This window comes from Trichococcus ilyis, assembly GCF_900109135.1.
Lineage (GTDB): Bacteria > Bacillota > Bacilli > Lactobacillales > Aerococcaceae > Trichococcus > Trichococcus ilyis.
Window position 1 is genome coordinate 281,990 of sequence record NZ_FNYT01000001.1, and the last position, 25,336, is coordinate 307,325.

A 25,336-nucleotide genomic window follows, 5' to 3' on the forward strand; every position below is an offset into this window, starting at 1 on the left:
GAAAAGATGTCGGCTACCTAATTGGCTATATCTTTCTTCTTTTCTGAGACAGCTCGTTGCTTCAAACTAAATAGGAAATATTATTCGTTGTCGCCTTCAACGACTTCAACGATTTCTTCTAATGAAGTTGCTTCATCAGCTTCAGCTGCGAAAGTTTCTTCAACAGAAATTTCAGCTTGGTCATTTCCTTGGTTTCCTTCGATGAAAGCATCAGCCATTTTAGCAGTGATCAATTTGACAGCGCGGATAGCATCGTCATTTGAAGGGATTACTACGTCGATTTCATCTGGATCACAGTTTGTGTCAACCATAGCGACGATAGGAATGTTCAATTTTTGAGCTTCTTGAACAGCGATTCTTTCTTTTCTTGGGTCAACGATGAACATTACATCCGGGATTCTAGGCATATCTTTGATACCGCCCAAGAATTTTTCCAAACGTTCTTGTTCTTTTTTCAAGATAGAAACTTCTTTTTTAGGAAGTACTTCAAAAGTACCATCTTCAGCCATAGCTTCGATTGCTTTCAAACGTTTGATACGTTTTTGGATAGTATCCCAGTTTGTCAAAGTACCACCCAACCAACGGTGATTTACGAAGAATTGCCCTGAACGGATCGCTTCGTCTTTGATTGAATCTTGCGCTTGTTTTTTAGTACCTACGAATAAAGCGACGCCGCCTTCTTCAGCAACGTTAAGCATGTATTTGTATGCTTCGTCTACTAATTTCACCGTTTTTTGCAAGTCGATGATGTAGATACCGTTTCTTTCTGTGAAGATGTATCTCTTCATTTTTGGGTTCCAACGACGAGTCTGGTGACCGAAGTGTACGCCTGCTTCCAATAATTGTTTCATTGAAATTACTGCCATGTTTATTTCCTCCAAGTTTGTTTTTATTTTCCTCCCCTGATTTCTTCTGCAGCAGAAACTCGTCTGGCGACAAGCAACGTCCGCCGCATCGATCAAGGTGTGAAATGTGGTTTTGCACCGTTGATAATTATACTGAATTACACCGGAAGAAGCAAGCATTTTTTCCCAAAATGGTTTTCTGCCTGCATCCAGCCGCTAGCTCAGGACTGGATTCCCAATATCTGCTTGATGTCATCATTCGTCAGCCGCTGCCTACTGAGCGCTTCTTCGCCCTCCGATACGACCAATTGATCAAAGAGCATCTTTTTGTCTTGCTGCAGTTGATTGATTTTCTCTTCGATCGTCCCTTCCGCAATGAAACGATAGACCTGCACATTTTTCTTTTGGCCGATGCGGTGCGCCCGGCCCGCTGCCTGTTCTTCGACAGCCGGATTCCACCAAAGGTCGAAAAGGATCACCGTATCCGCACCGGTCAGGTTCAAGCCAGTTCCGCCCGCTTTCAGGGAAATCAAGAAGACGTCGGTTTGCCCCTTGTTGAATTCGTTGACCAACCCGATCCTTTCGGCGGGAGGGGTTTTCCCGCTCAGGTACAGATGACTGAGGTTCTCCTTGGCCAACTCCGCTTCGATCAGCTTCAGCATGGAAGTGAACTGCGAGAAAACCAAAACATGCTGGTTATTTTCCTGGGCATTCTTCAGTATCTCGACCAGCTGCTCCAATTTGCCCGAACCACCTTCGTAGGCTGCGTCCACCAAACGGGGATCGCAGCAGATTTGGCGCAAGCGAGTCAATCCGGCCAGTATTTCCATGCGGTTGCGTTGGAAATCTTCACTGTCATAGTCGGATACCTTTTCCTGGAGTTGCTGCAGATAAGCTAAATACATGATTTTCTGGTCCCGGTTCAGGCTGCTGTAGATGTCCGCCTCCGATTTTTCGGGGAGATCGCCCAGGACATCCGCCTTCAGCCTGCGCAACATGAACGGTTTGGCCGTTTTTGAGATGCTGCTGAGCGGCATTTTTTTGAATTCCTGCAATTTGGGGAACAGGCCCGGCAAAATCAACTGGAAAATCGCCCAAAATTCGGTCACGCTGTTCTCGATCGGCGTGCCGCTCAGTGCGATATTGACGCTGGCATTCATTTTGGCTATGGCCCGGAACGTTTTTGTGTTGTAATTATTGACGTATTGGGATTCGTCCAAAATCATCGCGTAAAATTCGCATTTCTGGTAGGCTTCGACGTCCTGGCGGAAGCTTTGATAGGATGTGATCGCAATGCCGTTCTCCGGCAGTTGCGCCAATTGTTCGTCCCGTTCTTTCTTCACGCCGCTGATGACGCGGATGGCAAGTGACGGCGCAAATTTCTGGAATTCATATTTCCAATTGTAGATCAATGAGGCGGGAGCGATGACCAATGCGGGCTTGGTTGCATTGTTCCCTTCCTCCATTTCGCTGAGCAGAAACGTGATGAGCTGGAGTGTCTTCCCCAGTCCCATTTCATCCGCCAAAATACCGCCCAATCCGTAACTGGCCAGAAATTTCAACCATTTGAAGCCTGTCACTTGGTAAGGCCGCAATTCTGCCCGCAGCGATTTCGGCAGTTCTGCCGGAAAGTCGTTCGGATTCTTGATGTAATGATAGAGCCGGTTGAGGAATTCTTGGCTTTCGATTTCAGGATTCAGATGATTGATCTCTTTTTCAAGCGTCATGCTCTTTATCACCGGCATGGAAAGGGTTCCGTCATGGATCTGGGACTCCTCTTTGATCAATGCGAGAAAGCGGTTCATCTCTTTCATTGTTTCGGTCTCAAGAGACAACATGCGTCCATCCTCGGTTTTGTAGAAAGGATCGTTCTTTCTGAGGCTGCTCAATAGCCGGTCGATTTCGTTTTCGGAAATGCCGCCCACGTCAAAACGGATATCCAAAAAGGAATCCCTGCTTCTGCGTTTGACCGATGTCGCCACCGCTGGGTTTTCGACAATCAGATTTTGCAGATCCGGACTCAATTCAACCTCCGCATACCGTCTCAATACAGGAACTTTTCGGTACAGAAAGCTGAAGAGATCGACATCCTTCGAGGCGGGGAAGGCTAACTGGTTTTCGATTATGTTGAATTCCAGATTTTCCAGCACCTGCAGGACCCGCTCTTCAGCGACCGTGTCCCTGATCAGGAATTGCCCTTCCTCATCCGATCCGCGGTTCTGGCGCAGGACTGTATCGCCATATTTGAAGAGAACTTCCCCTTTAATGCGTTGGGGCGGACCCTGGAAACGGATCGAGACTGCCAGTGGCTCATCAATGATCGTGCGCTCCAACTCTTCACTGAATTGCACCGATCCGATTTGTTTCAGCAGCGGGATAACGTAAGTCAGTAAATCCGATACTTCCGTTTCTTCTATCGCAATCACATTCGCTTCGGCAAAACGTTTTTCAAAAAAGGCGAGATATCCCAATAACTTCTGTTGCCGCACTGTCAACGAATGGATTGTGTTGCCGTCTATCAGCCAATCGTAGTCCAGCAAATGGATGATGTTCTCCTGCTCAATACGGAGTTCAATGCCCTTGCCCTTTTTGCCCAACAGGAAGCGGTAGCCAGGTTTTTCCTGACTGAGCCGCACTTCCGAATACGTTTGATCGCCAAAAACCCATTCGACCCGCTCGGTTTGGGCCAATTCCGTCAAAATGGACCGGGCTGCACTCGGCGGCAACACCAGGTAGGAATCCAATTTTCTGGCAGTGACGTTCAATAACTGTTTGTTCAAAGCAGCCGGCTGTTCCTCCAGCAATTTGTGCAGCCGATAGATGATCGGATAGTCCGAATCCTCGATATGGACTGTCCGAAAATCGATGGCATCGCCGATGCGGTATTCCCACTTTTCCTTTTTGATGAATTGTTCCGCGAACTGTTCGATATTGGTGACCATGTATGCCTTATCGATCCCTGCGCGCAAGGATAGGGCCAATACATACTCACCGGTGTTCTGCATCAGGTTGTTCTGTTTCATGCGCAAAATCTGCAGGCTATACTGCACAAAAAAATCCGATTGGGGGTTCAGGTTCTGGTTGCCGCAGTTTTCCTGAAAGAAAATCTGCGTCAAGTCATTCACGAATTCTTGCCCGGCGGTTTCCGCATCGACCTGAAATTGTTCAGCGCTGCTTTCCGACAGAATCCGGGTGCCGCTTTTTTCCTTCAGGAACAATTCAACAGCAATTGTGTGCTTACAATACTGATGCGTTTTCCAGTATTTACATTGACAGACATCCTGTTCTCTTGCGGTCCCATCCAAGGTGACGTGGTACATCTTGCTGCCCAGCACCTCACAATGCCAAACTTGGCTGTGGAAATCCGGTTGAACGGACAGTACGCGATCCTCATTCACATATTCGCGTCCCTCTTGTATCAACTTGTCCGGCATACTCCATTTCACGCTATCACTTCCTCTGCTTCTTGCTGTCCATTCTTTCATTGTACTGTAATTTCGCGTAAAAATATAGCTTCTTCCCCATTCGCGATTGGCGGAACCGAATATTTAGCTTGAAATATTCGGCAAACTATCCCATACTGATTAGCATAACCCCAAAGCAAAAGGAGTAATGAAATGTTTTTCAAAACAGTCGTTGTCATCGTCAGATTTCTGGTCCGTATTCTGAACGGCAAAACGGAAATCCAAAACAGAGAGTATATTCCTCAAGACACGGTCTACATCATTGCGGCACCCCACCGAAGCTTGCTGGATCCCGTATTTATTTCATTTGGCGTGTATCCGCATGTCTTCTCATCCATGGCGAAGCAGGAACTGTTCAAAGGCAGATTCATGAAATGGCTGCTTTTCCACATGAAGGCTTTCCCCGTCAATCGTGAAAATCCTGGCCCGAGCGCTCTCAAGCAGCCTGTTTCGATCCTGAAGGAAGGCAAAACCAGTTTGCTGATTTTCCCGACCGGATCCAGACACTCAGCAGAAATCAAAGGCGGAACCTCCTCCATCGCCAAGCTGGCCGGCGTTCCGATTCTTCCGGTAGTCTATCAGGGACCGCTCACCTTCAAAGATCTGATCAAACGCAAAAAGGCGACTGTGCGTTTCGGCAAACCGATCTATCTGCCGAAGGATAAACGGATTTCACGGGAAGAGTTGGCTGCCTATGATGAATTGCTTGGAACAACATTCCGCCAGTTGGATCAAGAAATCGATCCTGATTTTGTCTACATTGCACAATGATGGCAAGGACCCACTCGGCAGCGCCGGGGCGATCATAAAACACAAAAAACAGCGTTCAGGGAATCCTGACGCTGTTTTTTGTGCATTTCCGCCCATCAGTCATTCATCGACTGGAGCATGTACATGTCGTAATACGTCCCGCGTTCGGCGATCAGTTCTTCGTGGGTGCCTCTTTCGATGACGCGTCCTTTGTCCAACACGAGGATCAAGTGCGCATCACGGATGGTGGACAATCTATGTGCGATCGCGATCGTTGTTCGGCCTTCCCGCATTTTCCGCATGCTTTCCTGGATCAGGAGTTCCGTTTCCGTGTCGATATTGGCCGTTGCCTCATCCAGAATCAGCACTTTCGGATCCCTTAAGATCGTACGGGCAAAAGAAATCAGTTGGCGCTCCCCGCTCGAGTAGCTTGCCCCGCGTTCGATCACTTTTGCATGGTAGCCTCCCGGCAATGATTCGATGAACGAATCGGCATGCACAAACGCAGCCGCCCTTTCTATGTCAGGGTCGGTGTAATCCTTGTTCATCAGTCGGATATTACGGGCAATATCACCGTAGAACAGGAATGAATCCTGCAGGACCAATCCTATCTTGGAACGCAACTCGCCGATCGGATAGGACTTGATTGATTTCCCGTCTATCAGAACATCACCTTTCCCGAACTCATAAAAACGCAACAAAACGTTGATGATGGAGCTTTTGCCGCTGCCGGTATGACCTACGAGAGCGACAGTCTCACCTGGATTGGCAGTGAAACTGATGTTTTTCAGCACATCCTGCTTCCCGTCATAAGAGAAGGAAACATCTTTGAATTCGATCCTTCCCTGCGAAATCTCCAGGTTCGAATCCTCGGGTTGTGCCGGCGCCAGCTCGGTATTGTCCAGGACGTTCAGGACCCGGGAACTGGAGACGATGCCGTCCTGAAGAGCGCTCAGGTTATCCATCATCATTCCCATCGGACGGAAGAAATTTTGGATGTAGGTTGTGAACGCATAGATGACGCCCAACTCCACAACACCGTTCAATGTATGGTAGCCGAACAGCCAAAGCACGATCGCTAATGCAATGGCCTGAAGCAGATTGACGATCGGCATCAGCATCAAAGCGTTCATCCGGACCATCGCCACACGGCCTTTGCTGTAGTCGGCATTGATTTCGTCGAACTCCGCGCGCAGCCTCTTTTCCTGACGGAACTGCTGTATGATCGCCATTCCGGAAATCGATTCGTTCAGTTTCGTGTTCAGCTGGCTCAGCCTTTCGCGCATCGTACGGTAAACGCGTGTGCTGTATTTTTGATAGTACCAAATCAGTCCGCCCATGATCGGAACAAAAAGGAGGAACAGCAAGGAAATCTGTTTGTCCAATGTCCACATCGCGATGAATACGGTCACGATGCTGAAGATGCCTTCCGCCAAAGCCAAAAACACATTCCAGAATTCCTTGATCGTTTCAGTGTCGTTGGTGACGCGGGAAACGATCGATCCGGCCGGGGTCGTATCATAGTATCGCATCCCCAGTTGATTGATCTTGCGGAAGATGGTGTTGCGGATATTTTCGACTGTCCTCTCTGAAGCCATGCTGAATATGTAGCGCTGCAGATAAGTGACCACCATTTTCAAAACCACTGACCCCAGATAAGCCAGCGCGAACAGGAGGCTGATGCTGGTCGTGACATTGCCGACCGCCAGATACTTATCCATAAAAATCTGGATGATGCGCGGCGCCACAACATTCACGAGCGACAGCAAGATGCTGAAAAGTAAAGCGACCAAAAATTGATGGCGGAAAGGATGGGAAAATCGGAAAATTCTCTTGGTAATCCGCAGTTGTTCCTTCAACGGAATTGTCTTGGACCATGCTGATCCGCTCATACGTCATCCTTCCCTTCCAGTTTTGTTTCGAGTTGTTGCTTTTCATACATCCTGCGGTACCAGCCGTTCAGTTCCATCAACTCATGATGGGTACCCCGCTCGACGATGCGCCCGCCATCAAGAACGACGATCTCATTCGCGTGCATGACGCTGCTGATCCGATGGGCTGCGATGATCGTTGTCTGGCCGGCTCTTTTTTCTTTCAGTGCCGTCAGGATCGCCTCTTCTGTCTTCGCATCCACTGCCGATAAGGAATCATCCAGAATGAGCAGCTCCGGCTCCGTCACCAAAGCCCGAGCAATCGCAATGCGCTGTTTCTGTCCGCCGGATAAGGAAACGCCCCTTTCGCCGACCATCGTTCCGTAACCATCGGGGAAACCCAGGATATCATGATGGATTGCGGTCAAGCGCGCAGCCTCTTCAACCTTTTGTTGGCTGATGGCGGGGTCTGCGAAGCGGATGTTTTCCCTGACGTCTGTGGAAAACAAAAAATTATCCTGAGGCACGTATCCGATTCCGCTCAGCAATGCATCCAACGAATAATTGCGGATGTCGATCCCGTTGTAATTTATGCTGCCGTCATAGTGATCGTATTCGCGCAGCAGCAACCTGAAGATCGTGCTTTTGCCGGATCCGGTCCTGCCCACGATCCCCAAGGTTTGGCCACGCTCCAAATGGAAGCTGACGTCCTTCAGGCTGGCTTCTTCGCTGTTCGGATAACTGAATGCATCCACTTGGAAATCCAGATCGCCGCTGATAGGGGTGCGGATCGCATCCTTCTGCTCCTGGATCATTGATTTTTCTTTCAGAAGCTCGTCGATCCGGCTGTAACTGGCGCTCCCTCTCTCCAGTACATTGAACAATCTGCCTACCGCCAACATCGGCCAGGCCATCATGCCGATATAGCTGAAGAACGAAACCAGCTGGCCGATGCTGATGCTGCCTTCCGCCACCAAACGTCCCCCAAAAATGATCGTCAGGGCGTACGAAAGCCCCAGAATCAACTGAATCGCCGGATCAAACAAGGCATCAACCCTGTAGACGGCTTGGTTTTTCACAACAACCTCTTTTGTCATCCCTTCGAAATCATGGATATCCTCTTCTTCCTCACCAAATGTCTTGATGACCTTGACGCCCGATACGCTTTCCTGAGTTTTGTCGTTCAGGCTGGAGAAAGCTGCCTGGGCTTTGCGGAACCGTTTATGCATCTTTTGCCCGAGGATCCTTGACACAAGCGTCAGGGCAGGCAACGGGATCATCGCGATGAGCGTGAGACGCCAATCGATCAGAAAAAACATAGTGAACAGCGTGATCCCGCCAGAAGAAATCGAATCAGCCAGCGTCAGGATCCCTGCCCCTGCCACCATCCTGATTGCATTCAAGTCGTTCGTCGCATGGGCCATCAGATCGCCGGTCCGGTACTTCTGGAAAAAAACCGCATCCATTTCGGTGAAATGCTTGAACAGTCGTGAACGAAGGATCTTTTCCAGTTCCGCTGAAGTCCCCCAAATTTTCATCCGCCAGATATAGCGGAAGAGATACTGCAGGATGCCCGCCAGCAAGATGGTCGCCGACCACATCCATAAGGAAGCCATGGTCAAGGTTCCGAGAGCAATTTCATCGATGATGATTCCGACGACCCGCGGCGAAACGACCTGAAGAATTGCGACAATAATCAGGAAAAAGACACCGACAAAGTAAGATCTCCATTCCTGACGGAAAAACCAACTCAATTTTTTGAAGATGCTCATATATTGTTCTCCTTTCTTGCGTGTATTCAGACAAAATAAAAATGTGGAACCGTAGAGATCCACATTTTGTATATTATTTCATTAGTTTATTTCTTTTTCTTTGTTGATTGTGCTTTCATAGAAGCCATGATTTGTTTTACTTTTCTTTCGGACGGTTTTTGACCCATCTGCATCATCATAGAGCGCAACATCTCTTCGTTGATCGGTGGATTTTCTTCAAAATATTTTACCATATAACGTCTTGCAAGGAAAAATCCGCCAACCGCGCCTGCCGCTACACCTAAAATCACTATCATTACCCATGCTGTTGTTGACACGTATTCATCCCCCTTTCCAAAGCATTCATTCATTAATTGTACTAAAAACAATAAAAAAAAGAAATAGCAATCACGGATTAATTTAGCAATTTTTCATAAATCGGCCCGGCTTGAGCCGGAACGGAGCATTTGCGGGGCTGTTCTGGCTTCAAACGAAAGAAAATGCGAACATCCGTTTGATTTGTTGGGTGATTAATGGTATCCTGAACTTATAAATAAAGGATTACGGAGATGATGATCTCATGGTTAAAAATAAAGATTCACGCCAACTGGAAGTGCTCCAGTACATTTACGAAGAAGTACAAGAAAAAGGCTACCCGCCTACCGTCAGGGAAATCGGCAATGCAGTCAAGCTGTCCTCTACATCCACTGTCCACGGCCATTTGTCGCGCCTTGAGAAAAACGGCTTCATTCAGCGGGATCCGACCAAGCCGCGTGCGATCGAATTGACGCCGGCAGGTTTGGACAAATTAGGGATCATGGCGGACAAAATGCCTTTGTTGGGTACCGTCACTGCAGGAGCCCCTATTCTGGCTGTTGAAGAAGCAACGGATTATTTTCCGGTTCCGCCGGATCTGAAGTCGGGTTCCGGAAGCTTGTTTATGCTGAAAATCCGCGGTGACAGCATGATTGACGCCGGCATTTTCGATGGCGATTCTGTCATCGTCAGAAAACAAAGCACTGCCGAGAACGGGGATATCGTCATCGCCATGACGGACGACGATGAAGCTACCTGCAAGCGATTCTACAAGGAAGACAACTTTTACCGCCTGCAACCTGAAAACCCGACCATGGATCCCATCATCCTGGATTCTGTCCTCATACTGGGCAAGGTAGTTGGTCTTTATCGGAACCACATCATTTGAGGCACAGTCCTCTCCTGACGCAAAAAGGCTGCCATAATTGGCAGCCTTTTTGCGTCCAGCGTGATGTTCGGAAAAGTTATTCCAAATCAGTATTCCATCAGGGTGAAGATATCGTAGCCCTCGATCAATTCCCGGCCCTTCAAGTCCAACAGTTCGATCAGGAACGCCAACCCGACAACTTCTCCGCCCAACTTTTCAATCAATTCTATGGTTGCGGCGGTTGTGCCCCCCGTGGCCAACAAATCATCGCACACCAGTACTTTATCCCCTGGCTGGATGGCATCCTGGTGCAATTGCAGCGTTGCTTTCCCGTACTCCAAACCGTAGGAAACCTCAACCGTCTCGCGCGGCAGCTTGCCCTTTTTGCGGGCCATTGCGAATCCGCAACCTAGCTCAACAGCAACCGGACAACCGACCATAAACCCGCGAGCTTCCGGTCCGACTACTTTATCGACGTTCAAGTTTTCGGCATATTTCACGATTTCTTTGATCGCATAGCGGTAAGCTGCACCATCTGCCATCAAAGGTGAAATATCGCGGAAAATGATGCCTTTCTCAGGGAAATCCTTGACATCAGCAATATATTGTTTCAAATCCATTTTATGTTCCTCCTAATTAATGTACCATCATCTGTTCACTCAACCAATTCGACAACTGCGAAAACGGGCTGTAGATGAATAATTTTTCAGCTTCCATTTTCTCCACGCGGTCCTTGTACACTCGCGTATCGGCCAATGCCCTTTTGACGGGATTCTTGACCTCGTTGACGAAACCATTGTTTATTGTAACAAATCCCGCTTCCAAAAACACTTGAATCATAAAAATGACAAGATTTTTTTTGATTTTTAAGTAATCTGCCAACGCCTCTAACCGATTTCTAACATCGATGTCCTTGTGCGAGCGGATATATTGATAAACCTTCGCAAACTGCTCTTTGGGCGGAATCCCCTCCGGATAGATGCCGTTGGCTTCATATGACAGGATGTGGACATTCTCGAACTGATTGCTTCTGAGCAGCTTCGCCAGCAGCTCCATATTCAAAGGACATTCGAAAAGCACCAGATTGCTGGCGCTGATGTCTCTGAGGGCGTCCGCTGTGTTCGCTGTAAGCAAGGCAGCATTTGAGCTGTTCGGGATGCGCTCATAGAACCTTTTCATGACGGCGGCAGTCGAAAACAGATACAAAGCATCCTCTATGCCCAATACCGATTCCTGGATGACGGAACTTCTTCTGTCGAAATACTGGATATGCTTGTTTTTGATATCCTTCATTTGCAGCTGCGGTTTGGCACTGTCCCGCCAGACATTAATCGACAGCTCACCGATCAGTGAGACGACATCCTCTTCATTCAGATGATTGCTGATGCTGCCTTTGTTGAAGCCGATCACGTCCAGATAAAGGTCCTTGTCTTTGAGCTTGAATTTCAGATGCTTATTGTCCGCACCGATCTGCCTGATGTCCGTCAGCGGTACGTTTTGAAAGCCGAATATCGGTTTCGGATTGTCGGTACCATAGGGCTTCAGCAATTCCAATTCCTTCAGGAACGGCAAGGTGACTTCGGCGAGAGGCAGAATCGCGTCAATGTAAATGGATTCGCCGAGTATGATGGCCTCATGGTAGTGCTCGGCATAACTGTTGATTTTTTCTGCAAATGCGGACAGATCGACGGCGGGCAGGCTCATGCCCGCAGCCATTTTGTGGCCCCCGAATTTCGTCAGCAAATCTTTTGCATCTGTCAGGGCAGCATAGATGTCCAAGGCTTCCGTGCTGCGGGCCGACCCTTTCGCGATGCCGGTTTTTTCATCGATGCGGAACAGGATAGTCGGACGCCCGAATTCCTCGACCAACTTGCTTGCGACAATCCCAAGGACGCCCTCGTGCCAGCCTTTGTTTCCAAGCACGACAACATCCGGCAAACTTTCTTGCTTGGCCAACTCAGCGGCGGCTTCTGCATGGATAGCTTGGACAATGCCTTGCCGCTCAACGTTTTTTTCCTGGACATGGTCAACCAGTGCGGCTATTTTTTCTTCGTCGAACGACAACATCAGCTCAGCGCCTGGACCAGCATCCTCCAATCGGCCGACGGCATTCAGACGCGGCCCGATGATGAACCCGATGCTCTCTTCGTCCAAATTCGCGGTATCCAGCCCCGCCGCTTCCATCAAAGCGGCCAACCCAAGACGGTGTGCCTGTTTCATGATCTGCAATCCCTGCTTCACGATCCAACGGTTTTCGCCAGTCAGACTCACCAAGTCGGCCACAGTGCCGATGGCGGCCAAATCGAGCGATTCATAAGGCAATTCGCCTAGCAGGGCTGCCGCTATTTTCAGGGCGACACCCGCTCCGGAAAGGTCCGGAAAAGGATAGGCACCGGCCGGATGCTTCGGATGGATGATTGCATAGGCATCCGGCAAAACGTCGGGCAGTTCGTGATGATCGGAAACAATAACGTCCACACCCATTTTTTTCGCCATCGCGATCGGTTCATGGCCGGAAACCCCGTTATCGCAGGTCAAAATGAGTTGCGCTCCGTTTTCGATCAGTTTTTTGAAGGCGGCCGCATTTGGCCCATACCCGTCCGAGAAGCGGTTCGGCAAATAATATCCCACATTGCCTCCCAAAACTTCGATCGTCTCGACGAGGATGCTGGTACTGGTGATGCCATCCGCGTCATAATCCCCATAAACGACGATTTCCTCACCGCTTTCGATAGCATCGGTCAAGCGACGGATTGCCTTTTCCATATCATGCAGCAAATAAGGGTCATGGAACTCCATTTTGGCGCCATCGATGAAAGATGTGATTAGCTCTTTTGTGTCCAGCCCGCGCTGCAAGCAAAGTCCAACAAACACCTCCGATAAGCCAGTAGCCTGACTTATTCCCTTGCGGACAGCTGCATCCGTTTCCGATTTGCGGATTTTCCAATTCATTTTTGACGATAACAATATAACGACTCCTAACTTTATGGACTGTTAAGGGGCATCGCTGCGCCCGGTAATTGAAAAAAGACTAGCGGCTAAACAGTCCTAGTCTTTTTCCCGCCGCCCGAAGCGGCCGAACATACTGGAATTCCCGGTCCCCCATCCATCACAATTGGGTTGGTTGATTCGGGTTGTCCAAGGTAAATTTTTTGATCAATTCCTCTTCCAGCGAATTGATTTTGCTGTCTTTGTGCGCCAATTGTGCGCGCAAATCGACGAGTTGCTGTTCGTAACCAGCCTTTGTCGCATCAATCGCCTTCTGGATCTCTTTGCCTTTTGTGTCGACCTCGGCGCGCAATCGTTTGAATTCTTTGTTCTTTTTCGTTGCACTGCCTGTTGCGACCAATAAGGTGATCAACGATCCCATCAGGAGGGAGACAAGTATGACGATGATAAGCGGCCCATCAAAAACAACAAAACCGAAATTGACCGGTACAGGATCGACATTGAAAACGGCAAACAACACAATAATGATGATCAAAATGATGCCCGCAACTAATCTCCATTGGTTTTTCATGCTCAGCGCCCCACTCTTTTTGATATTTGCCTACTCTTATTATCAGCTTTTTGGGGATCCCTAGTCAACCTGCAGCACTTGGCTGCTTTGTGATTTTCCGGTTATCCAGCTTTCAGGGGAGCTTCGTCAGGGCGATTTCAAACTCATCGTAGTCGTTGACAAGTTTCGTGTCGGGAAAGACTTTGCGGGCATCCCTCTGCAGCTGGTTTGCGTTTCCGTTCAGATAACGTGCGCTGATGTGGGTCAAATAAAGTTGCTTGACGTCCGCTTCCTTTGCCACGTTGGCTGCATCTATACAGGTTGAGTGGAAATAATCTGAAGCGATCGCCTGGTCTTCCTTGCCGAAAGTACTTTCATGAACCAATACATCGGCATTTTTGGCTAAAACAACCGTATTTTTCGTTCTCCTTGTGTCGCCCAGAATCGTGATGACACGGCCTTTAGTCGTTTTGCCGATAAAATCCAAGCCGTTGATTGTTCTGCCGTCAGGCAAAACAACAGTTTCCCCATTCTTCAGCTTTCCGTAAAGCGGCCCAGCGGGAACAGCCATTTCCTTCAGTTTTTCGGCCTGCAGCTCGCCTGGATAATCCGCTTCTTCGACACGATAGCCGTAAGAAACGATGCCGTGGTTCAGCTTTGCGCAAACCACCCGGAACTGTTCGTCTTCAAAGACAACGCCGTCTTCGGTTATTTCGTGGAAGAAAATCGGATAGCGCAGGTGGGACTGGGAAATGCGCAGGCTGGTCAGCACAAATTCCTTGATTCCGACTGGTCCATATATGTTCAAGGGGGTATTCCCGCCCTGAAAAGCCCTGCTGCTCAAAAAACCGGGCAATCCGAAAATGTGATCTCCGTGCAGGTGGGTGATGAAGATTTTTTCAACTTTCCTTGGTCGGATAGTTGTCTTCAGCACACGTTGCTGGGTCCCTTCCCCGCAGTCAAAAAGCCAAATGGCATTGCGTTCGTCCAACAGCTTCAATGCAATACTGGAAAGATTTCTGCTGGTGGAAGGAACACCTGCCCCGGTGCCTAAAAATTGTATTTTCATAATCAGTTGCTCCCATTTTCTTCATTTGATTCTCGATAGATTTGCTCTGCCATAAAGATGGCCAGTTGATGCGCACCGGTTGGATTCGGGTGCACTTTGTCCGCCAGAAGCCAATCATCGTGCCCATCGCTGTGGCCGTCCCAGTCCAGAATATGGACATTGGAATGGTTGCTTTCGGCAAGCGCCAACTGCGCATTCACGCTGTCTTTCCAGATTCTCGGAACATTCGTCGTGAGGAAAAACAGCTCCCTGGACGGACCGATCCTCTTGATGAAAGCTTCCATTTGCGACTGCGTGAAAGTGCCATTGGACCCCAGGATGACTACGACCGTCTCGTGCAGCTGCCCCCGCTCTTTCAGCGAGTCGATCACTCCGGCGGTCTGGTAGAGTTGCCGGCTGACAGCTCCCTCCACAACAGCTTGCCCGAACACAGACAGCAATTGATCTGCCGCTGACAGCAACACGGAATCGCCGATGAAAGTGATATCCATATCATGCGCAAACAGGACCGCTTCCCGTTCGAGCCCTTCGATATTGTTGATGGCCCTGCTGCGGATGGACTCGTCCTGGTTTATTACTTCCATCTTTTTCTGGCTTAGCGCAATCTGATCGCGCAATTCCTGCACAGCAACGTTCTCGCCGGAACTCGCTTGCAGAATTCCCGTCAGAGCTGCCGCAAGGACGCTCAGACTGATGAGCGAAGCGATTTTTTCCGGCCAATGCCGGGTTGCGCTCCGGGACCAGGTTGCCTTCATGGCGGAAAGATTGTCGCCAAGACGCCAATTTTGCAGAAACGGCACCTTCCAACGTTCCTTTTCGAATAATTGATACCCCAACTCGGCGAGCAGCAGGATGAACAAAGCCTGGACCAAAAGATGGCGGCCAGGCATAGTGCTCGTGTCCACCACTTTGGCCTGATAAAGGGAAATGACAGGGTAATACCAGAGATAAAGCAGAAAACTTCGCCTGCCGATCCACTGAATCGGTTTGAACCGCAAAATTTTGGCTGGCCCCATCGCCGGATGCGCTGTAGCGGCAACCGCAATGCCTATGATAAGACTGTTCAAGTACATCCCGCCCCGATAGGTGAGTGTCTGGCTATCCGACAGGCACCTGAACATGATCCCCAGAACAGCATAGCTGAGCAGTCCGGCCGCGGCCAACAGACGTCTTTTGCCCTTCGGCAGGCTTTGATCCAGCTCCCCAATAGGCCAGACAACAGCAAAGCTGCTGCCTACCATGAACGAAAACAGGCGCGTATCCGTTCCGTAATAGACGCGTGAAGCATCTTGCCCGGGTTCGTACAAGCCTGCCATCAGCACGGCAGAAAATAAGGAAAGTCCGACTGCAGTAAAAAGGATGATGCGTTTGTCCTTGAAAAGGGCCAGCAACAACAGCGCAAACAGCGGCCAGACAATATAGAACTGGCTCATTACCGACAGGAACCAAAGATGCGTGAATGGTGATTGCACATAGAATTGTTCAAAATATGACCCGCCCACCCAGATCTGCCACCAGTTGTTGTACATTCCTAGTGACGAGAGGATCCATGGACGTAAATTCAGCAACAAATCCCTCTGGAATACAGTCAGATAGGCGGTCACAGTCACCAACATCCAGACTAGCGGGAGGTATATCTTCTGGAATCGACGGGATAAGTATTGTTTATAAGCCAATTTGTGTTTTTGCCCGTACTCTTCGATCACCGATGCGGTGATGAAATAGCCCGTCAGGACGAAAAAGATATTTACTGCCAAGTAGCCGCCCGGCAAAATGTGAGGCATCAAATGATAGAAAATGGTGGCAACAATCGCAAGCGCCCGCATCCCGTCCAATGGAACCGAGCGTTTTTGTAATGTCACGATGTTTCTCCCCCGTTTATCGTTACTGTTATTGCCATTTAATCGACGAACTCAAAGTGGTAGCTCATGATGCGGACCATATCGCCATCTTTCGCTCCCCGAGCCCGCAATTGCTCATCCACGCCCATGGAGCGCAGCTGACGGGCGAAACGCATGATGCTTTCGTCATGCGCAAAATTGGTCATGTTGAATAATTTTTCCAATTTTTCGCCGCCCAGTACCCATGTGGAATCAGGATCGCGACCGATGTTGAATTGCTGTTGATTTTCCTCAAATTTATAAAGGACGGAGGATTCGACCTCTTCTTCTTCGAACAACGGGAATTCCGGCGTTTCCTTCAGGACTTCAGCAGTGTAGTCCAATAATTCGGCGACACCGGTTGTTGACCAGGCAGAAATCGGGAAGACACGCGGCGCTTCTTCAGCGCCGAATTTTTCGGACAGTTTCTGCTTGAAGGTTTCTAGATTTTCTTCCGCTTCCGCCACGTCCATTTTGTTCGCAACAATGATAGTCGGTCTCTCGAGCAAACGCAATTGGTAGCTTTCCAGTTCCTTGTTGATTTTTTCGTAATCATCGAAAGGATCTCTGCCTTCCGTGCCGCCCATATCGATGACATGCAGAATGACTCGTGTGCGCTCGATATGACGCAAGAACTGGATGCCCAGTCCGATGCCTTGTGATGCGCCTTCGATCAATCCCGGCAAATCGGCCATGACAAACTCTTCACCGCTGCGCGTCTGCACCATACCCAGATTTGGAACCAGGGTAGTGAAGTGATAAGCGGCAATTTTTGGCTTAGCTTTGGACACGATCGACAGCAGAGTCGATTTACCTACTGAAGGGAAGCCCACCAAACCAACGTCGGCGATGACTTTCAATTCCAGTTCCAATTCCAGCTCCTGACCTGGTTCCCCGTTTTCGGCGATTTCAGGCGCCGGATTCCTTGCGGTTGCAAAACGGTTATTCCCGCGGCCCCCACGTCCGCCTTTTGCGACAACAGCCTGTTGGCCGGATTCCGTCAGATCAGCGATCACTTCTTTCGTTTCCGCATTGCGCACAATCGTACCGGGCGGAACTTTCACAATTGTATCCTTTGCTCCGCGGCCGAACATGCTCTTGCTCATTCCGTTTTCGCCAGGTTTTCCTCTGAAGTTCCGGTTATAGCGGAAATCCAGCAACGTGCGCAGACCTGGGTCCACTTCAAAAATGATGCTTCCCCCGCGACCGCCGTCGCCACCGGCAGGGCCTCCGTCAGGTACATACTTTTCGCGACGGAATGCTACCATCCCATCGCCGCCTTTACCGGCTTTTACATGCACTGTTGCATGATCCAAAAACATTGACATCTTTTTTCCCCCTTGGAAAAATGTCCGGCACTCTATGTGCCAAACAAAATGATTCGATTGGTCCAATTATTTCCATTATGCTTCCACAATCAACAATTCGGACAGTTATCTTTAACAAATAATTTGCGTTTCGTTCTGCTGAACCGCCCATTCTTCCCTCTTAATTTACCATATTAACCAAAAAACGGAAAGAAAATACAGCGCAGGCTCTGACCCCCGCCCTGTCCAGAGATAGACAAAATGATGGAGCCGGGAGTAAACAATGTTAGCCCCGCCTCCATCACTTCACTATTTAAGGATCAATTTTCTTACGTCAGCAAACTGCAGGATGCTAAGCGTCAAGTTGCCGAGTGTGTTCAGGCGATTGCTGCGGATGGCGATATCCTCGACCATGACCATATTTTCATCGAAATATGCTTCGATGTATGGCGCAATCGCAGCCAATGCAGCGTAGTCCGCTTCCGGATCGCCGTGTGACAGAGCCAAATCGAGATGATTGATCTGCACATAGAGATTTTTTTCGCTGGCAGTTTCAAGCAGTTCTTTCTGGACTGGGATCGATTCATCCGGATTTCCGGAGATGTTCACGACCCGGGCAAGAGCTTCCATGACCGTCTTGAATGATTCCTCTTCGCAGTGCGCTTGCAGTACTTGCGCGTTTGCGAATAAGGTGTTGACGTCTTGTTCGCTTGATTGCAGTACAGCCTCCACAATGTCATAACGGATGCCATAAGTTTGAAGTTTCTGTTGGATCCGGCCGCCTGCGAAGACGGCAAGTTCTTTCATCGTTTTATCGGACAAATCCGCATCTTCTACCTCGTAAACCTCAGCAAGCAAGTCCGAGAGCAATGCCTCCAAAGAGAAAGCCCATTGGTACTTCTCGATGATCTGGATGACCCCGATCATCTGACGGCGCAAGGCATAAGGGTCGTTCGAACCTGTCGGAACCATGTCCTGCAGGAAGAAACTGATGATGCTGTCCAATTTGTCCGCCATCGCCAGGACTGCTCCGACCTGGGTTTCCGGCAACTCGCCTTCGCTGGAAACAGGCAGGTAATGTTCGCGGATCGCTGTGGCTACCGCCGCAGTCTCTCCTTGCTGCAGGGCATAGACTTCACCCATGATTCCCTGCAGTTCGGTGAATTCGGAAACCATATTGGTAACCAAATCGAATTTATAGATCGATGCCGCCCGCAGCACTTGCGTGGTTTCATCTTCCCCTAAGTCGAACAAGTCGCAAAGGCGGGCAGCAATTTTCGCTGTATTCTCCATCTTATCATGAATGGAACCGATTTTCGAATGGAAGGTCACTTTTTTCAATTTTTCGACTGATTGCGCGATAGTGATGCGTTGATCTTCATTGAAGAAGAACAGACCATCCTCAAGCCTTGCCGTCAGGACTTTCTCATTGCCTCTTTTCACATTCTCGATGAATGAACCGTTCCCGTTGCGTACGGATACGAAGTACGGCAACAGCTTGCCGGATTTGTCCTTCACTTCAAAATAACGCTGGTGGTCCTTCATCGAAGTGATCAACACATCGGCAGGCAATGCCAGATATTTGTTGTCGTACTCGCCAAAGAAGGCGGTCGGATATTCGACCAATGAGGTGACTTCTTCCAACAGGGTCTCATCATTGGGGATGATCCAGCCGTTTTCAGCTTCGATTTTTTGGAACTGTGCCCGGATCATGTTTTTTCTTTTGTCCTGATCAGCGATGACATGCTGTTGGGCCAACTTTTCTGCATATTCGCCCGCGTTTGCGAGCGAGACTTCTTTGCCCAAGAAACGGTGTCCGCGCGTAGTCCGGCCGGAAGCGACATCCAACACCTGGAACGGGATGATCTCATCATCGGACAAAGCCGCAATCCAATGGATCGGGCGGATGTATTTGAAGTGATGGTTGCCCCAGTGCATCGAAACAGGGAAAGTCAGCGACTCCACGACCGTGTTCAGTTCCTTCAGGACTTCCGACGTAGCTTTTCCGCTGGTTTCTTTCTTGACGAAAACATACTCGACACCCTTCAGTTCCTCAAAGAAGATGTCTTCGGGGGTCAATCCTTGGCCGCGGACAAAGCCCAGTGCCGCTTTTGACCAGCTGCCGTCCTCCTGCAAAGCGATTTTTTTTGCCGGCCCCTTGACGACTTCGGCCAAATCCGCTTGTCTGTCGCTCACTCCGTTGGCGATGACCGCCAGACGTCTCGGCGTCGCATACATTTCGATTTCTTCGAAACCGATGCGGTTTTCCTCCAAAAATGCGGTCATTTTCTCTTTCAATTGGATGCTGCTGGTGCGCACGTATTTGGCGGGCATTTCTTCAAGCCCGATTTCTAATAATACAGTATGAGTCATCTCATTAATCCTCCTTCAGGGCAAGTTCTTTTTGATCATCCGAAAGCAGCGGGAATCCCAGCTCTTTTCTCTTTTGGACAAAAGCTTTCGCCAATTGGCGCGCCATATTGCGGATACGCGCCAGATATCCCGCACGGTCGGTGGCCGAAATGACCCCTCTTGCATCCAGCAAGTTGAATGCATGCGAGCTCTTCAGGACATAATCATAGGCGGGGTGGACAAGACCGTTCTCGATTTGCTTGGTGGCTTCCGCCTCAAATGAATCAAAGAGTTGGAACAGCAGGTCCACATTGCTTTCTTCAAAGGAGTATTTGGAATGTTCATATTCGGGTTGTCCGAAAATTTCGCCGTATTTCACGCCCTCGGTCCATTCCAGGTCATAGACACTGTTCACATCTTGGATATAAGAAGCTAATCGCTCCAACCCATAAGTGATTTCACTTGTCACAGGGCTGCATTCCAAGCCGCCTACTTGCTGGAAATAAGTGAACTGGGTAACTTCCATCCCGTCCAACCAGACTTCCCAGCCCAGACCGGCACAACCCAGAGAAGGGTTCTCCCAGTTATCTTCGACAAAACGGATATCATGTTCAATCGGATTGATGCCCAAAACCTTCAGACTTTCCAAATAAAGTTCCTGAATATTGTCCGGCGATGGTTTCATGACCACCTGGAATTGGTGATGTTGGTACAGGCGGTTCGGATTTTCGCCGTAACGGCCGTCAGCCGGGCGGCGGGAAGGCTCCACATAGGCAGCGTTCCACGGTTCCGGCCCGATCGCACGCAGAAACGTGTAAGGGTTCATTGTTCCTGCGCCCTTTTCAGTATCATAAGCCTGCATCAGAAGGCAGCCTTGGTCTGCCCAGAAATTTTGCAGCGATTGTATCATTCTTTGCACTGTTAATTTGTTTTCCATCATAAATCTCCTCCACTTGAAATGTTCAACCATGCGAATGCATCAAAAAAAGTCCCTATGCATCAAGTCTCCTTGAAACATAGGGACGAATATTTTCGCGGTTCCACCCTAATTCCGGCATGTACCGGCACTTCGTTACAGGACTCGGATATGCCTTTCCGCAATAGTCTCCCGCTTTGGCTCGCACTATCCCAAATTCGCTTCTCGGTACCGACTAGAGGTACTTTTATCGTCACTGTCCAGTATTCAATTCTATACAATAGTATCGTTGTTGCCGCTTAATGTCAAGACCTACTTGGATCGGATGGTCCGCTTTCTTTCGGATACGGTGCGGCAGCGGAACGGCGCGGAATCTCAACCTTCGTCTCCCACGCGTACATCTGATCGATGAAACTTTTGCTTTTCAGGCGGATCCCGACGTATTCTTCGTACAATTCGTCGATGAAGGTCCTGATCGCTTTTTTTGTCTCGGGTTTGATCCGGATATTCCCCACTTGTTTTGGCGTCACCAACTGAAAGATCCGCGCAAAATGCACAGCCGCGGGGTTGGCATGCGACCTTCTTGGGTCTTCCCCAAAATGCCTTTGGCAAAGGACGCCGGAATATTTGACTGAAAAATCAAAAGGTTCTTGCTGACTGCGGCAGATGACGCACGACTGCAATTGCGGAGCGGCCCCAAAATATTGCAATGCCCTCATCTCGAATATGTTCACGATCACTTCCGGATCCAGGCCGTTCTGCATAGCGACCAACGATTCTTCCAATAGGTCGTAAAGGTCCACTGCCTGGATGGCGTCATTGATGGCCGCATCAGCAAGATTGTTCAGATAGGTTGCGTAGGCATTCAGATGGATGTCCGTCTGCATTTTGGAAAAGTGCGTGATTTCACGGCTGTCCTGCAGGAAGCTGAGTCCATCATCCTTGATGCGGCCAAGATAGGTCGCTTTTGTGAATGGCAGCAGAGCGGCCTTCAGGGAATGGTTGGGGTTTTTAATGTTTTTCACGAAAAACATCCTTTTCCCGTGATTACGCGTGAATATTTTGACCAGAGCGTCCTTTTCTCTGTGCTTTCTGATGGATAAAACGATACCCTCAAACTCCTGATAGTTCTCCATGTCCGCTCCTTTTCGAAAAGATAAGAGTCCGGGACGCAAACTCCCAAACTCTCAAAGCTTACTTCTGATTTGGCTGTTGCGGAGACTGGATCAATCGTAGTCTTTTTGGCGGTAGCCGTAGTCCTGCAGGTAACTCTGCTTGTCGCGCCAATCTTTTTGGACCTTGACCCACAGCTCCAGATAAATTTTATCACCGAGCATCGCTTCGATATCCCGGCGTGACCGGACACCGATTTCCTTCAGCATTTTCCCGCCTTTGCCGATGATGATGCCTTTTTGGCTGGCACGATCGACGATGATGGTAGCGTGGACATGGACTTTATTGTCCTCGTTGCGCTGCATCGACTCCACCACGACCGCCACGGAATGCGGCACCTCTTCTTTGGTAAGCTGAAGGATTTTTTCGCGGATGAATTCGGAAACGACAAAATATTCCGGGTGATCCGTCACTTGATCGGCCGGATAGTACTGCGGTCCCTCAGGCATATATTTTTTGATCGTGAGCATCATTTCGTCCACATTGTTCCCTTGGATGGCTGAAATCGGGATCACTTCGTTGAATTCGTTATCGGAAGTATAATCCATGATGATTTTAAGCACTTCTTCCGGGCTGATCTGATCGATTTTGTTGATGATCAGAAACTTCGGCGTGCGCAAATTCTTGAGTTTTTCAAGGATAAAATTGTCGCCGGCGCCCCTTTTTTCAGTCGCATTCACCATAAACAAAACCAAATCCACTTCATTGAAGGTACTGTAGGCGCTCTTCAGCATGAAATCATTCAGCCGCGTCTGCGGCTTATGGATGCCGGGCGTGTCGATGAAGACGATCTGGGAATCATCGGATGTGACCACTCCTTGGATTTTGTTGCGGGTCGTCTGCGGAACATCACTCATGATGGCAACCTTTTGACCGACGATGCGGTTCAACAGCGTTGATTTGCCTACGTTCGGCCTGCCGATGATCGAGACAAAGCCTGATTTGAAACTTTCTTTTTTATTCATACAAAACTCCTCAATTTAACTTATAGTGTAGCTCCACTAACTTGGGCAAGAAAAGGATGGCAGCAATCAGGATCGTAAAGAATACCGTCACGAGGACCGCTCCGGCAGCAATATCCTTTGCCTTCTTCGCCAAAGGATGGTATTCATAATCGGTGACCAGGTCGACGACATTCTCGAATATCGTATTCAAGAATTCCATGATGATGACCAAAAAAATACAGAAGATGATGACGATCCATTCCAGCGCGCTCGATTCAAAAAACCACGCGAACATAAGCGGAATCAAGCCCAGCAAGGCATGACTCCGCATGTTTTTTTCCTCTTTCAGGATGATCCGGATGCCATCCAAGGCATGCCTCACCGACGCCACGAAATTCGGATTCTTGCCGATTTTTTCTATTTTCTCTTTACTCGTCTCTTTTAAGTCCATAAGCATCCAGTATCTCTTTCTGAAGACTGAACATTTCCTTCTCGTCTTCTTCCGTCATGTGATCGTAACCATTCAAATGCAGGAAACCGTGCAAGGCCAAGAAACCCAATTCCCTTTCAAAACTGTGGCCATAGGACTGGGCTTGTTCAGCCGTTTTGTCTGTCGAGATGATGATGTCGCCGATATTGGCCGGAAATGCGCCGCTTATGGTTTCCAGATTGATCGGAAAGTCATCCTCCATGTCATCATTCAGGGCGAAGCTGATGACATCCGTGGCCTGATCTTTATTGCGGTATTCACGATTGATTTCCCTGATGCGGTCATTGCCCACAAAAGTGATGGACAGTTCTGTGTCCGGAGCCAAGCCCAGATAATCCCCCGCAAAAGAAATCAAGGAATGCACCAATTCGCTGTGCTCTTTCTGTACGGATTCGGTTTCGTCAAAAATATCTATTTCCATATAATCGCTCACTTTTCTATGTTGTGTTTGTTTTCTTCTTTGACGTCGTATGCTTTGATGATGCTCGCAACGACCGGATGGCGGACGACATCATACGTATCAAAAGTGACAAAGGTGATATCTTGGATGCCTCTTAGTTTTTTTTCAGCATCGTTCAAGCCGGAAACGACTCCTTTCGGCAAATCGATTTGAGTCTTGTCGCCGTTGACGATCATTTTCGAACCGAAACCGAGTCTGGTCAGAAACATCTTCATCTGCGCGACCGTTGTATTCTGCGCTTCATCCAGGATGATGAACGCGTCTTCCAGGGTCCGTCCGCGCATATAAGCGAGCGGCGCGATTTCGATGACCCCTCTGTCCATCAAACGGGTCGTGTGCTCGACTCCGTAGATGGCATAAAGCGCATCATACACGGGTCGCAGATACGGATCCACTTTTTCCTTCAAATCCCCGGGCAGGAATCCGAGATTTTCACCGGCTTCAACCGCCGGACGGGTCAGGATGATCTTTTTTACCTTGCCGTTTTTAAGTGCTTCTACCGCCATCACTACGGCCAAAAAGGTTTTCCCGGTTCCGGCCGGGCCAATCCCGAATACGACATCCTTTTTCTTGACGGCTTGCACATACTGCCTTTGACCGAAATTTTTCGCCCGGATCGGCTTGCCCGCGTATGTCCTGCCGATTTCCTCTTCATAGAGGTTGATGAAGAAGTCGAGACTGCCGCGTTCCGACATTTTTATAGCTGTGACGATATCTGTTTGTGAAATAGGGATGCCGCGCGATAACAATTCCAATAGCTGCTTCACCAGGGACCGGGCCTTATCGACAGCCGGCTCTTCCCCGCTGATTTCGATTTTCATGCCGCGGCTCGTAATGGTCACATGCAAAGCCTCTTCGAGCATCTTCAAATGTTTATCTTGCGATCCAAATAATTGAGGCAAAACGGATGCATCCATCACTTCAATCTTCTCTGTTTTATTCACTTTATCGGTCAAACAAGCTACACTCCTCTATTAGGGATTTTTTCATTATCGATTGCTTATAGTATAACACAAAGCCGGAAGGCATTTGAAAATATTTAATGTCTGCTGAATAAATCCCTAATTGTTAGCTTACGGGATTACCAAGGGTTCCATTCTTGGTAATCTCATCCATCGGATGATAGTCAAAAAAATGCGCAATGAAACCTTGGACAGGTTCATTGTAAGGATGGATAAAGCAATCACACATAGACTGGTCTCTTCAAGGCGTGTTCGAATAAGCCTGAGCCCGTACTTTCTTTTCGCCAGGCTGAAGCCTCTTTCGACCTCCACTCGATTGCAGTTATCGATGTATTCTTGTTTTTTGTCTACTTTTTGATCCTTCTTGGGCCTGCCGAGCGACGGTCCAGATAAGCGAATGCCTAATTGTTTGCAGTAGCT

Annotated in this window: 21 protein-coding genes; 2 read left to right on the forward strand and 19 right to left on the reverse strand. The window is 49.0% G+C overall.

Features of this window, described 5'->3' with window-relative positions:
• Positions 1-80: 80 nt before the first annotated feature.
• Both rpsB and BMX58_RS01235 read right to left on the reverse strand, forming a co-directional pair.
• Positions 81-866, reverse strand: coding sequence for a 30S ribosomal protein S2 (rpsB, locus tag BMX58_RS01230; RefSeq protein ID WP_068620324.1), 786 nt, complete (start codon positions 864-866; stop codon positions 81-83).
• A gap of 200 nt (positions 867-1,066) precedes the next feature.
• Positions 1,067-4,291: a DEAD/DEAH box helicase gene (locus tag BMX58_RS01235; RefSeq protein ID WP_068620323.1), complete on the reverse strand. Its 3,225-nt coding sequence runs from the start codon at positions 4,289-4,291 to the stop codon at positions 1,067-1,069.
• A gap of 171 nt (positions 4,292-4,462) precedes the next feature.
• On the opposite strand from BMX58_RS01235, the gene BMX58_RS01240 reads away from it, so the two are divergent.
• The gene (locus tag BMX58_RS01240; RefSeq protein WP_068620322.1) at positions 4,463-5,080 is read left to right on the forward strand and encodes a lysophospholipid acyltransferase family protein; all 618 of its coding nucleotides are present in this window, start codon (positions 4,463-4,465) and stop codon (positions 5,078-5,080) included.
• Positions 5,081-5,175: 95 nt separating this feature from the next.
• On the opposite strand, the gene BMX58_RS01245 is transcribed toward BMX58_RS01240, so the two are convergent.
• The 3 genes from BMX58_RS01245 to BMX58_RS01255 all read right to left on the reverse strand — a co-directional run bounded on the left by BMX58_RS01245 (position 5,176) and on the right by BMX58_RS01255 (position 9,019).
• Positions 5,176-6,951 carry an ABC transporter ATP-binding protein gene (locus BMX58_RS01245; RefSeq protein WP_068620321.1) on the reverse strand — a complete coding sequence of 592 codons (1,776 nt, stop codon included), beginning with the start codon at positions 6,949-6,951 and terminating at the stop codon, positions 5,176-5,178.
• Positions 6,948-8,702 (reverse strand): ABC transporter ATP-binding protein, encoded by a 1,755-nt coding sequence (locus BMX58_RS01250; protein WP_068620319.1) that lies wholly within the window; start codon positions 8,700-8,702, stop codon positions 6,948-6,950. Before BMX58_RS01250 ends, BMX58_RS01245 begins: the two co-directional genes overlap by 4 nt.
• Before the next feature lie 86 nt (positions 8,703-8,788).
• Positions 8,789-9,019 carry a YneF family protein gene (locus tag BMX58_RS01255; protein WP_204243731.1) on the reverse strand — a complete coding sequence of 77 codons (231 nt, stop codon included), beginning with the start codon at positions 9,017-9,019 and terminating at the stop codon, positions 8,789-8,791.
• A 242-nt stretch (positions 9,020-9,261) separates the two neighbouring features.
• Here BMX58_RS01255 and lexA point away from each other — a divergent pair, with 242 nt between their 5' ends.
• On the forward strand, positions 9,262-9,885 hold the full coding sequence (gene lexA, locus BMX58_RS01260; RefSeq protein WP_068620315.1) for a transcriptional repressor LexA: 624 nt from the start codon (positions 9,262-9,264) through the stop codon (positions 9,883-9,885).
• Between the two features lie 86 nt (positions 9,886-9,971).
• Here the strand turns inward: lexA and BMX58_RS01265 are convergent, their stop codons facing one another.
• The 14 genes from BMX58_RS01265 to BMX58_RS01330 all read right to left on the reverse strand — a co-directional run.
• Positions 9,972-10,484: an adenine phosphoribosyltransferase gene (locus BMX58_RS01265; RefSeq protein WP_068620314.1), complete on the reverse strand. Its 513-nt coding sequence runs from the start codon at positions 10,482-10,484 to the stop codon at positions 9,972-9,974.
• A 16-nt stretch (positions 10,485-10,500) separates the two neighbouring features.
• Positions 10,501-12,831, reverse strand: a complete 2,331-nt coding sequence (recJ, locus tag BMX58_RS01270) for a single-stranded-DNA-specific exonuclease RecJ (RefSeq protein ID WP_068620312.1) — start codon at positions 12,829-12,831, stop codon at positions 10,501-10,503.
• Positions 12,832-12,973: 142 nt separating this feature from the next.
• Positions 12,974-13,384 (reverse strand): LapA family protein, encoded by a 411-nt coding sequence (locus tag BMX58_RS01275; RefSeq protein ID WP_068620310.1) that lies wholly within the window; start codon positions 13,382-13,384, stop codon positions 12,974-12,976.
• Positions 13,385-13,496: 112 nt separating this feature from the next.
• Positions 13,497-14,432 (reverse strand): ribonuclease Z, encoded by a 936-nt coding sequence (rnz, locus tag BMX58_RS01280; RefSeq protein ID WP_068620308.1) that lies wholly within the window; start codon positions 14,430-14,432, stop codon positions 13,497-13,499.
• Positions 14,433-14,434: 2 nt separating this feature from the next.
• Positions 14,435-16,294: an acyltransferase family protein gene (locus tag BMX58_RS01285; RefSeq protein ID WP_068620306.1), complete on the reverse strand. Its 1,860-nt coding sequence runs from the start codon at positions 16,292-16,294 to the stop codon at positions 14,435-14,437.
• Positions 16,295-16,332: 38 nt separating this feature from the next.
• Positions 16,333-17,640, reverse strand: a complete 1,308-nt coding sequence (gene obgE / locus BMX58_RS01290) for a GTPase ObgE (protein WP_068620303.1) — start codon at positions 17,638-17,640, stop codon at positions 16,333-16,335.
• Positions 17,641-17,928: 288 nt separating this feature from the next.
• Positions 17,929-19,992, reverse strand: a complete 2,064-nt coding sequence (glyS, locus tag BMX58_RS01295; protein WP_068620301.1) for a glycine--tRNA ligase subunit beta — start codon at positions 19,990-19,992, stop codon at positions 17,929-17,931.
• A gap of 4 nt (positions 19,993-19,996) precedes the next feature.
• Positions 19,997-20,908, reverse strand: a complete 912-nt coding sequence (gene glyQ, locus BMX58_RS01300; RefSeq protein ID WP_068620764.1) for a glycine--tRNA ligase subunit alpha — start codon at positions 20,906-20,908, stop codon at positions 19,997-19,999.
• A 284-nt stretch (positions 20,909-21,192) separates the two neighbouring features.
• The gene (gene recO / locus BMX58_RS01305; protein WP_068620300.1) at positions 21,193-22,023 is read right to left on the reverse strand and encodes a DNA repair protein RecO; all 831 of its coding nucleotides are present in this window, start codon (positions 22,021-22,023) and stop codon (positions 21,193-21,195) included.
• Positions 22,024-22,113: 90 nt separating this feature from the next.
• Positions 22,114-23,025, reverse strand: a complete 912-nt coding sequence (gene era / locus BMX58_RS01310; protein WP_068620299.1) for a GTPase Era — start codon at positions 23,023-23,025, stop codon at positions 22,114-22,116.
• 10 nt (positions 23,026-23,035) lie between these two features.
• Positions 23,036-23,461, reverse strand: a complete 426-nt coding sequence (locus BMX58_RS01315) for a diacylglycerol kinase family protein (protein ID WP_068620298.1) — start codon at positions 23,459-23,461, stop codon at positions 23,036-23,038.
• Positions 23,433-23,915: an rRNA maturation RNase YbeY gene (gene ybeY, locus BMX58_RS01320; protein WP_068620296.1), complete on the reverse strand. Its 483-nt coding sequence runs from the start codon at positions 23,913-23,915 to the stop codon at positions 23,433-23,435. The genes BMX58_RS01315 and ybeY overlap by 29 nt, the downstream gene beginning before the upstream one ends.
• An 8-nt stretch (positions 23,916-23,923) precedes the next feature.
• The gene (locus tag BMX58_RS01325; RefSeq protein WP_068620762.1) at positions 23,924-24,871 is read right to left on the reverse strand and encodes a PhoH family protein; all 948 of its coding nucleotides are present in this window, start codon (positions 24,869-24,871) and stop codon (positions 23,924-23,926) included.
• 156 nt (positions 24,872-25,027) lie between these two features.
• On the reverse strand, positions 25,028-25,336 hold a 309-nt coding region (locus BMX58_RS01330; protein WP_165605746.1), incomplete at its 5' end, for a transposase.

What these genes read in the sequence shown, in the direction of transcription:
- rpsB (WP_068620324.1), bottom strand. Translation starts at nt 866, where the DNA reads ATGGCAGTAATTTCAATGAAACAATTATTGGAAGCAGGCGTACACTTC.
- BMX58_RS01240 (WP_068620322.1), top strand. Translation starts at nt 4,463, where the DNA reads ATGTTTTTCAAAACAGTCGTTGTCATCGTCAGATTTCTGGTCCGTATT.
- BMX58_RS01245 (WP_068620321.1), bottom strand. Translation starts at nt 6,951, where the DNA reads ATGAGCGGATCAGCATGGTCCAAGACAATTCCGTTGAAGGAACAACTG.
- BMX58_RS01250 (WP_068620319.1), bottom strand. Translation starts at nt 8,702, where the DNA reads ATGAGCATCTTCAAAAAATTGAGTTGGTTTTTCCGTCAGGAATGGAGA.
- lexA (WP_068620315.1), top strand. Translation starts at nt 9,262, where the DNA reads ATGGTTAAAAATAAAGATTCACGCCAACTGGAAGTGCTCCAGTACATT.
- BMX58_RS01265 (WP_068620314.1), bottom strand. Translation starts at nt 10,484, where the DNA reads ATGGATTTGAAACAATATATTGCTGATGTCAAGGATTTCCCTGAGAAA.
- BMX58_RS01275 (WP_068620310.1), bottom strand. Translation starts at nt 13,384, where the DNA reads ATGAAAAACCAATGGAGATTAGTTGCGGGCATCATTTTGATCATCATT.
- rnz (WP_068620308.1), bottom strand. Translation starts at nt 14,432, where the DNA reads ATGAAAATACAATTTTTAGGCACCGGGGCAGGTGTTCCTTCCACCAGC.
- obgE (WP_068620303.1), bottom strand. Translation starts at nt 17,640, where the DNA reads ATGTCAATGTTTTTGGATCATGCAACAGTGCATGTAAAAGCCGGTAAA.
- glyS (WP_068620301.1), bottom strand. Translation starts at nt 19,992, where the DNA reads ATGACTCATACTGTATTATTAGAAATCGGGCTTGAAGAAATGCCCGCC.
- glyQ (WP_068620764.1), bottom strand. Translation starts at nt 20,908, where the DNA reads ATGGAAAACAAATTAACAGTGCAAAGAATGATACAATCGCTGCAAAAT.
- recO (WP_068620300.1), bottom strand. Translation starts at nt 22,023, where the DNA reads ATGGAGAACTATCAGGAGTTTGAGGGTATCGTTTTATCCATCAGAAAG.
- era (WP_068620299.1), bottom strand. Translation starts at nt 23,025, where the DNA reads ATGAATAAAAAAGAAAGTTTCAAATCAGGCTTTGTCTCGATCATCGGC.
- BMX58_RS01315 (WP_068620298.1), bottom strand. Translation starts at nt 23,461, where the DNA reads ATGCTTATGGACTTAAAAGAGACGAGTAAAGAGAAAATAGAAAAAATC.
- ybeY (WP_068620296.1), bottom strand. Translation starts at nt 23,915, where the DNA reads ATGGAAATAGATATTTTTGACGAAACCGAATCCGTACAGAAAGAGCAC.
- BMX58_RS01325 (WP_068620762.1), bottom strand. Translation starts at nt 24,871, where the DNA reads ATGGATGCATCCGTTTTGCCTCAATTATTTGGATCGCAAGATAAACAT.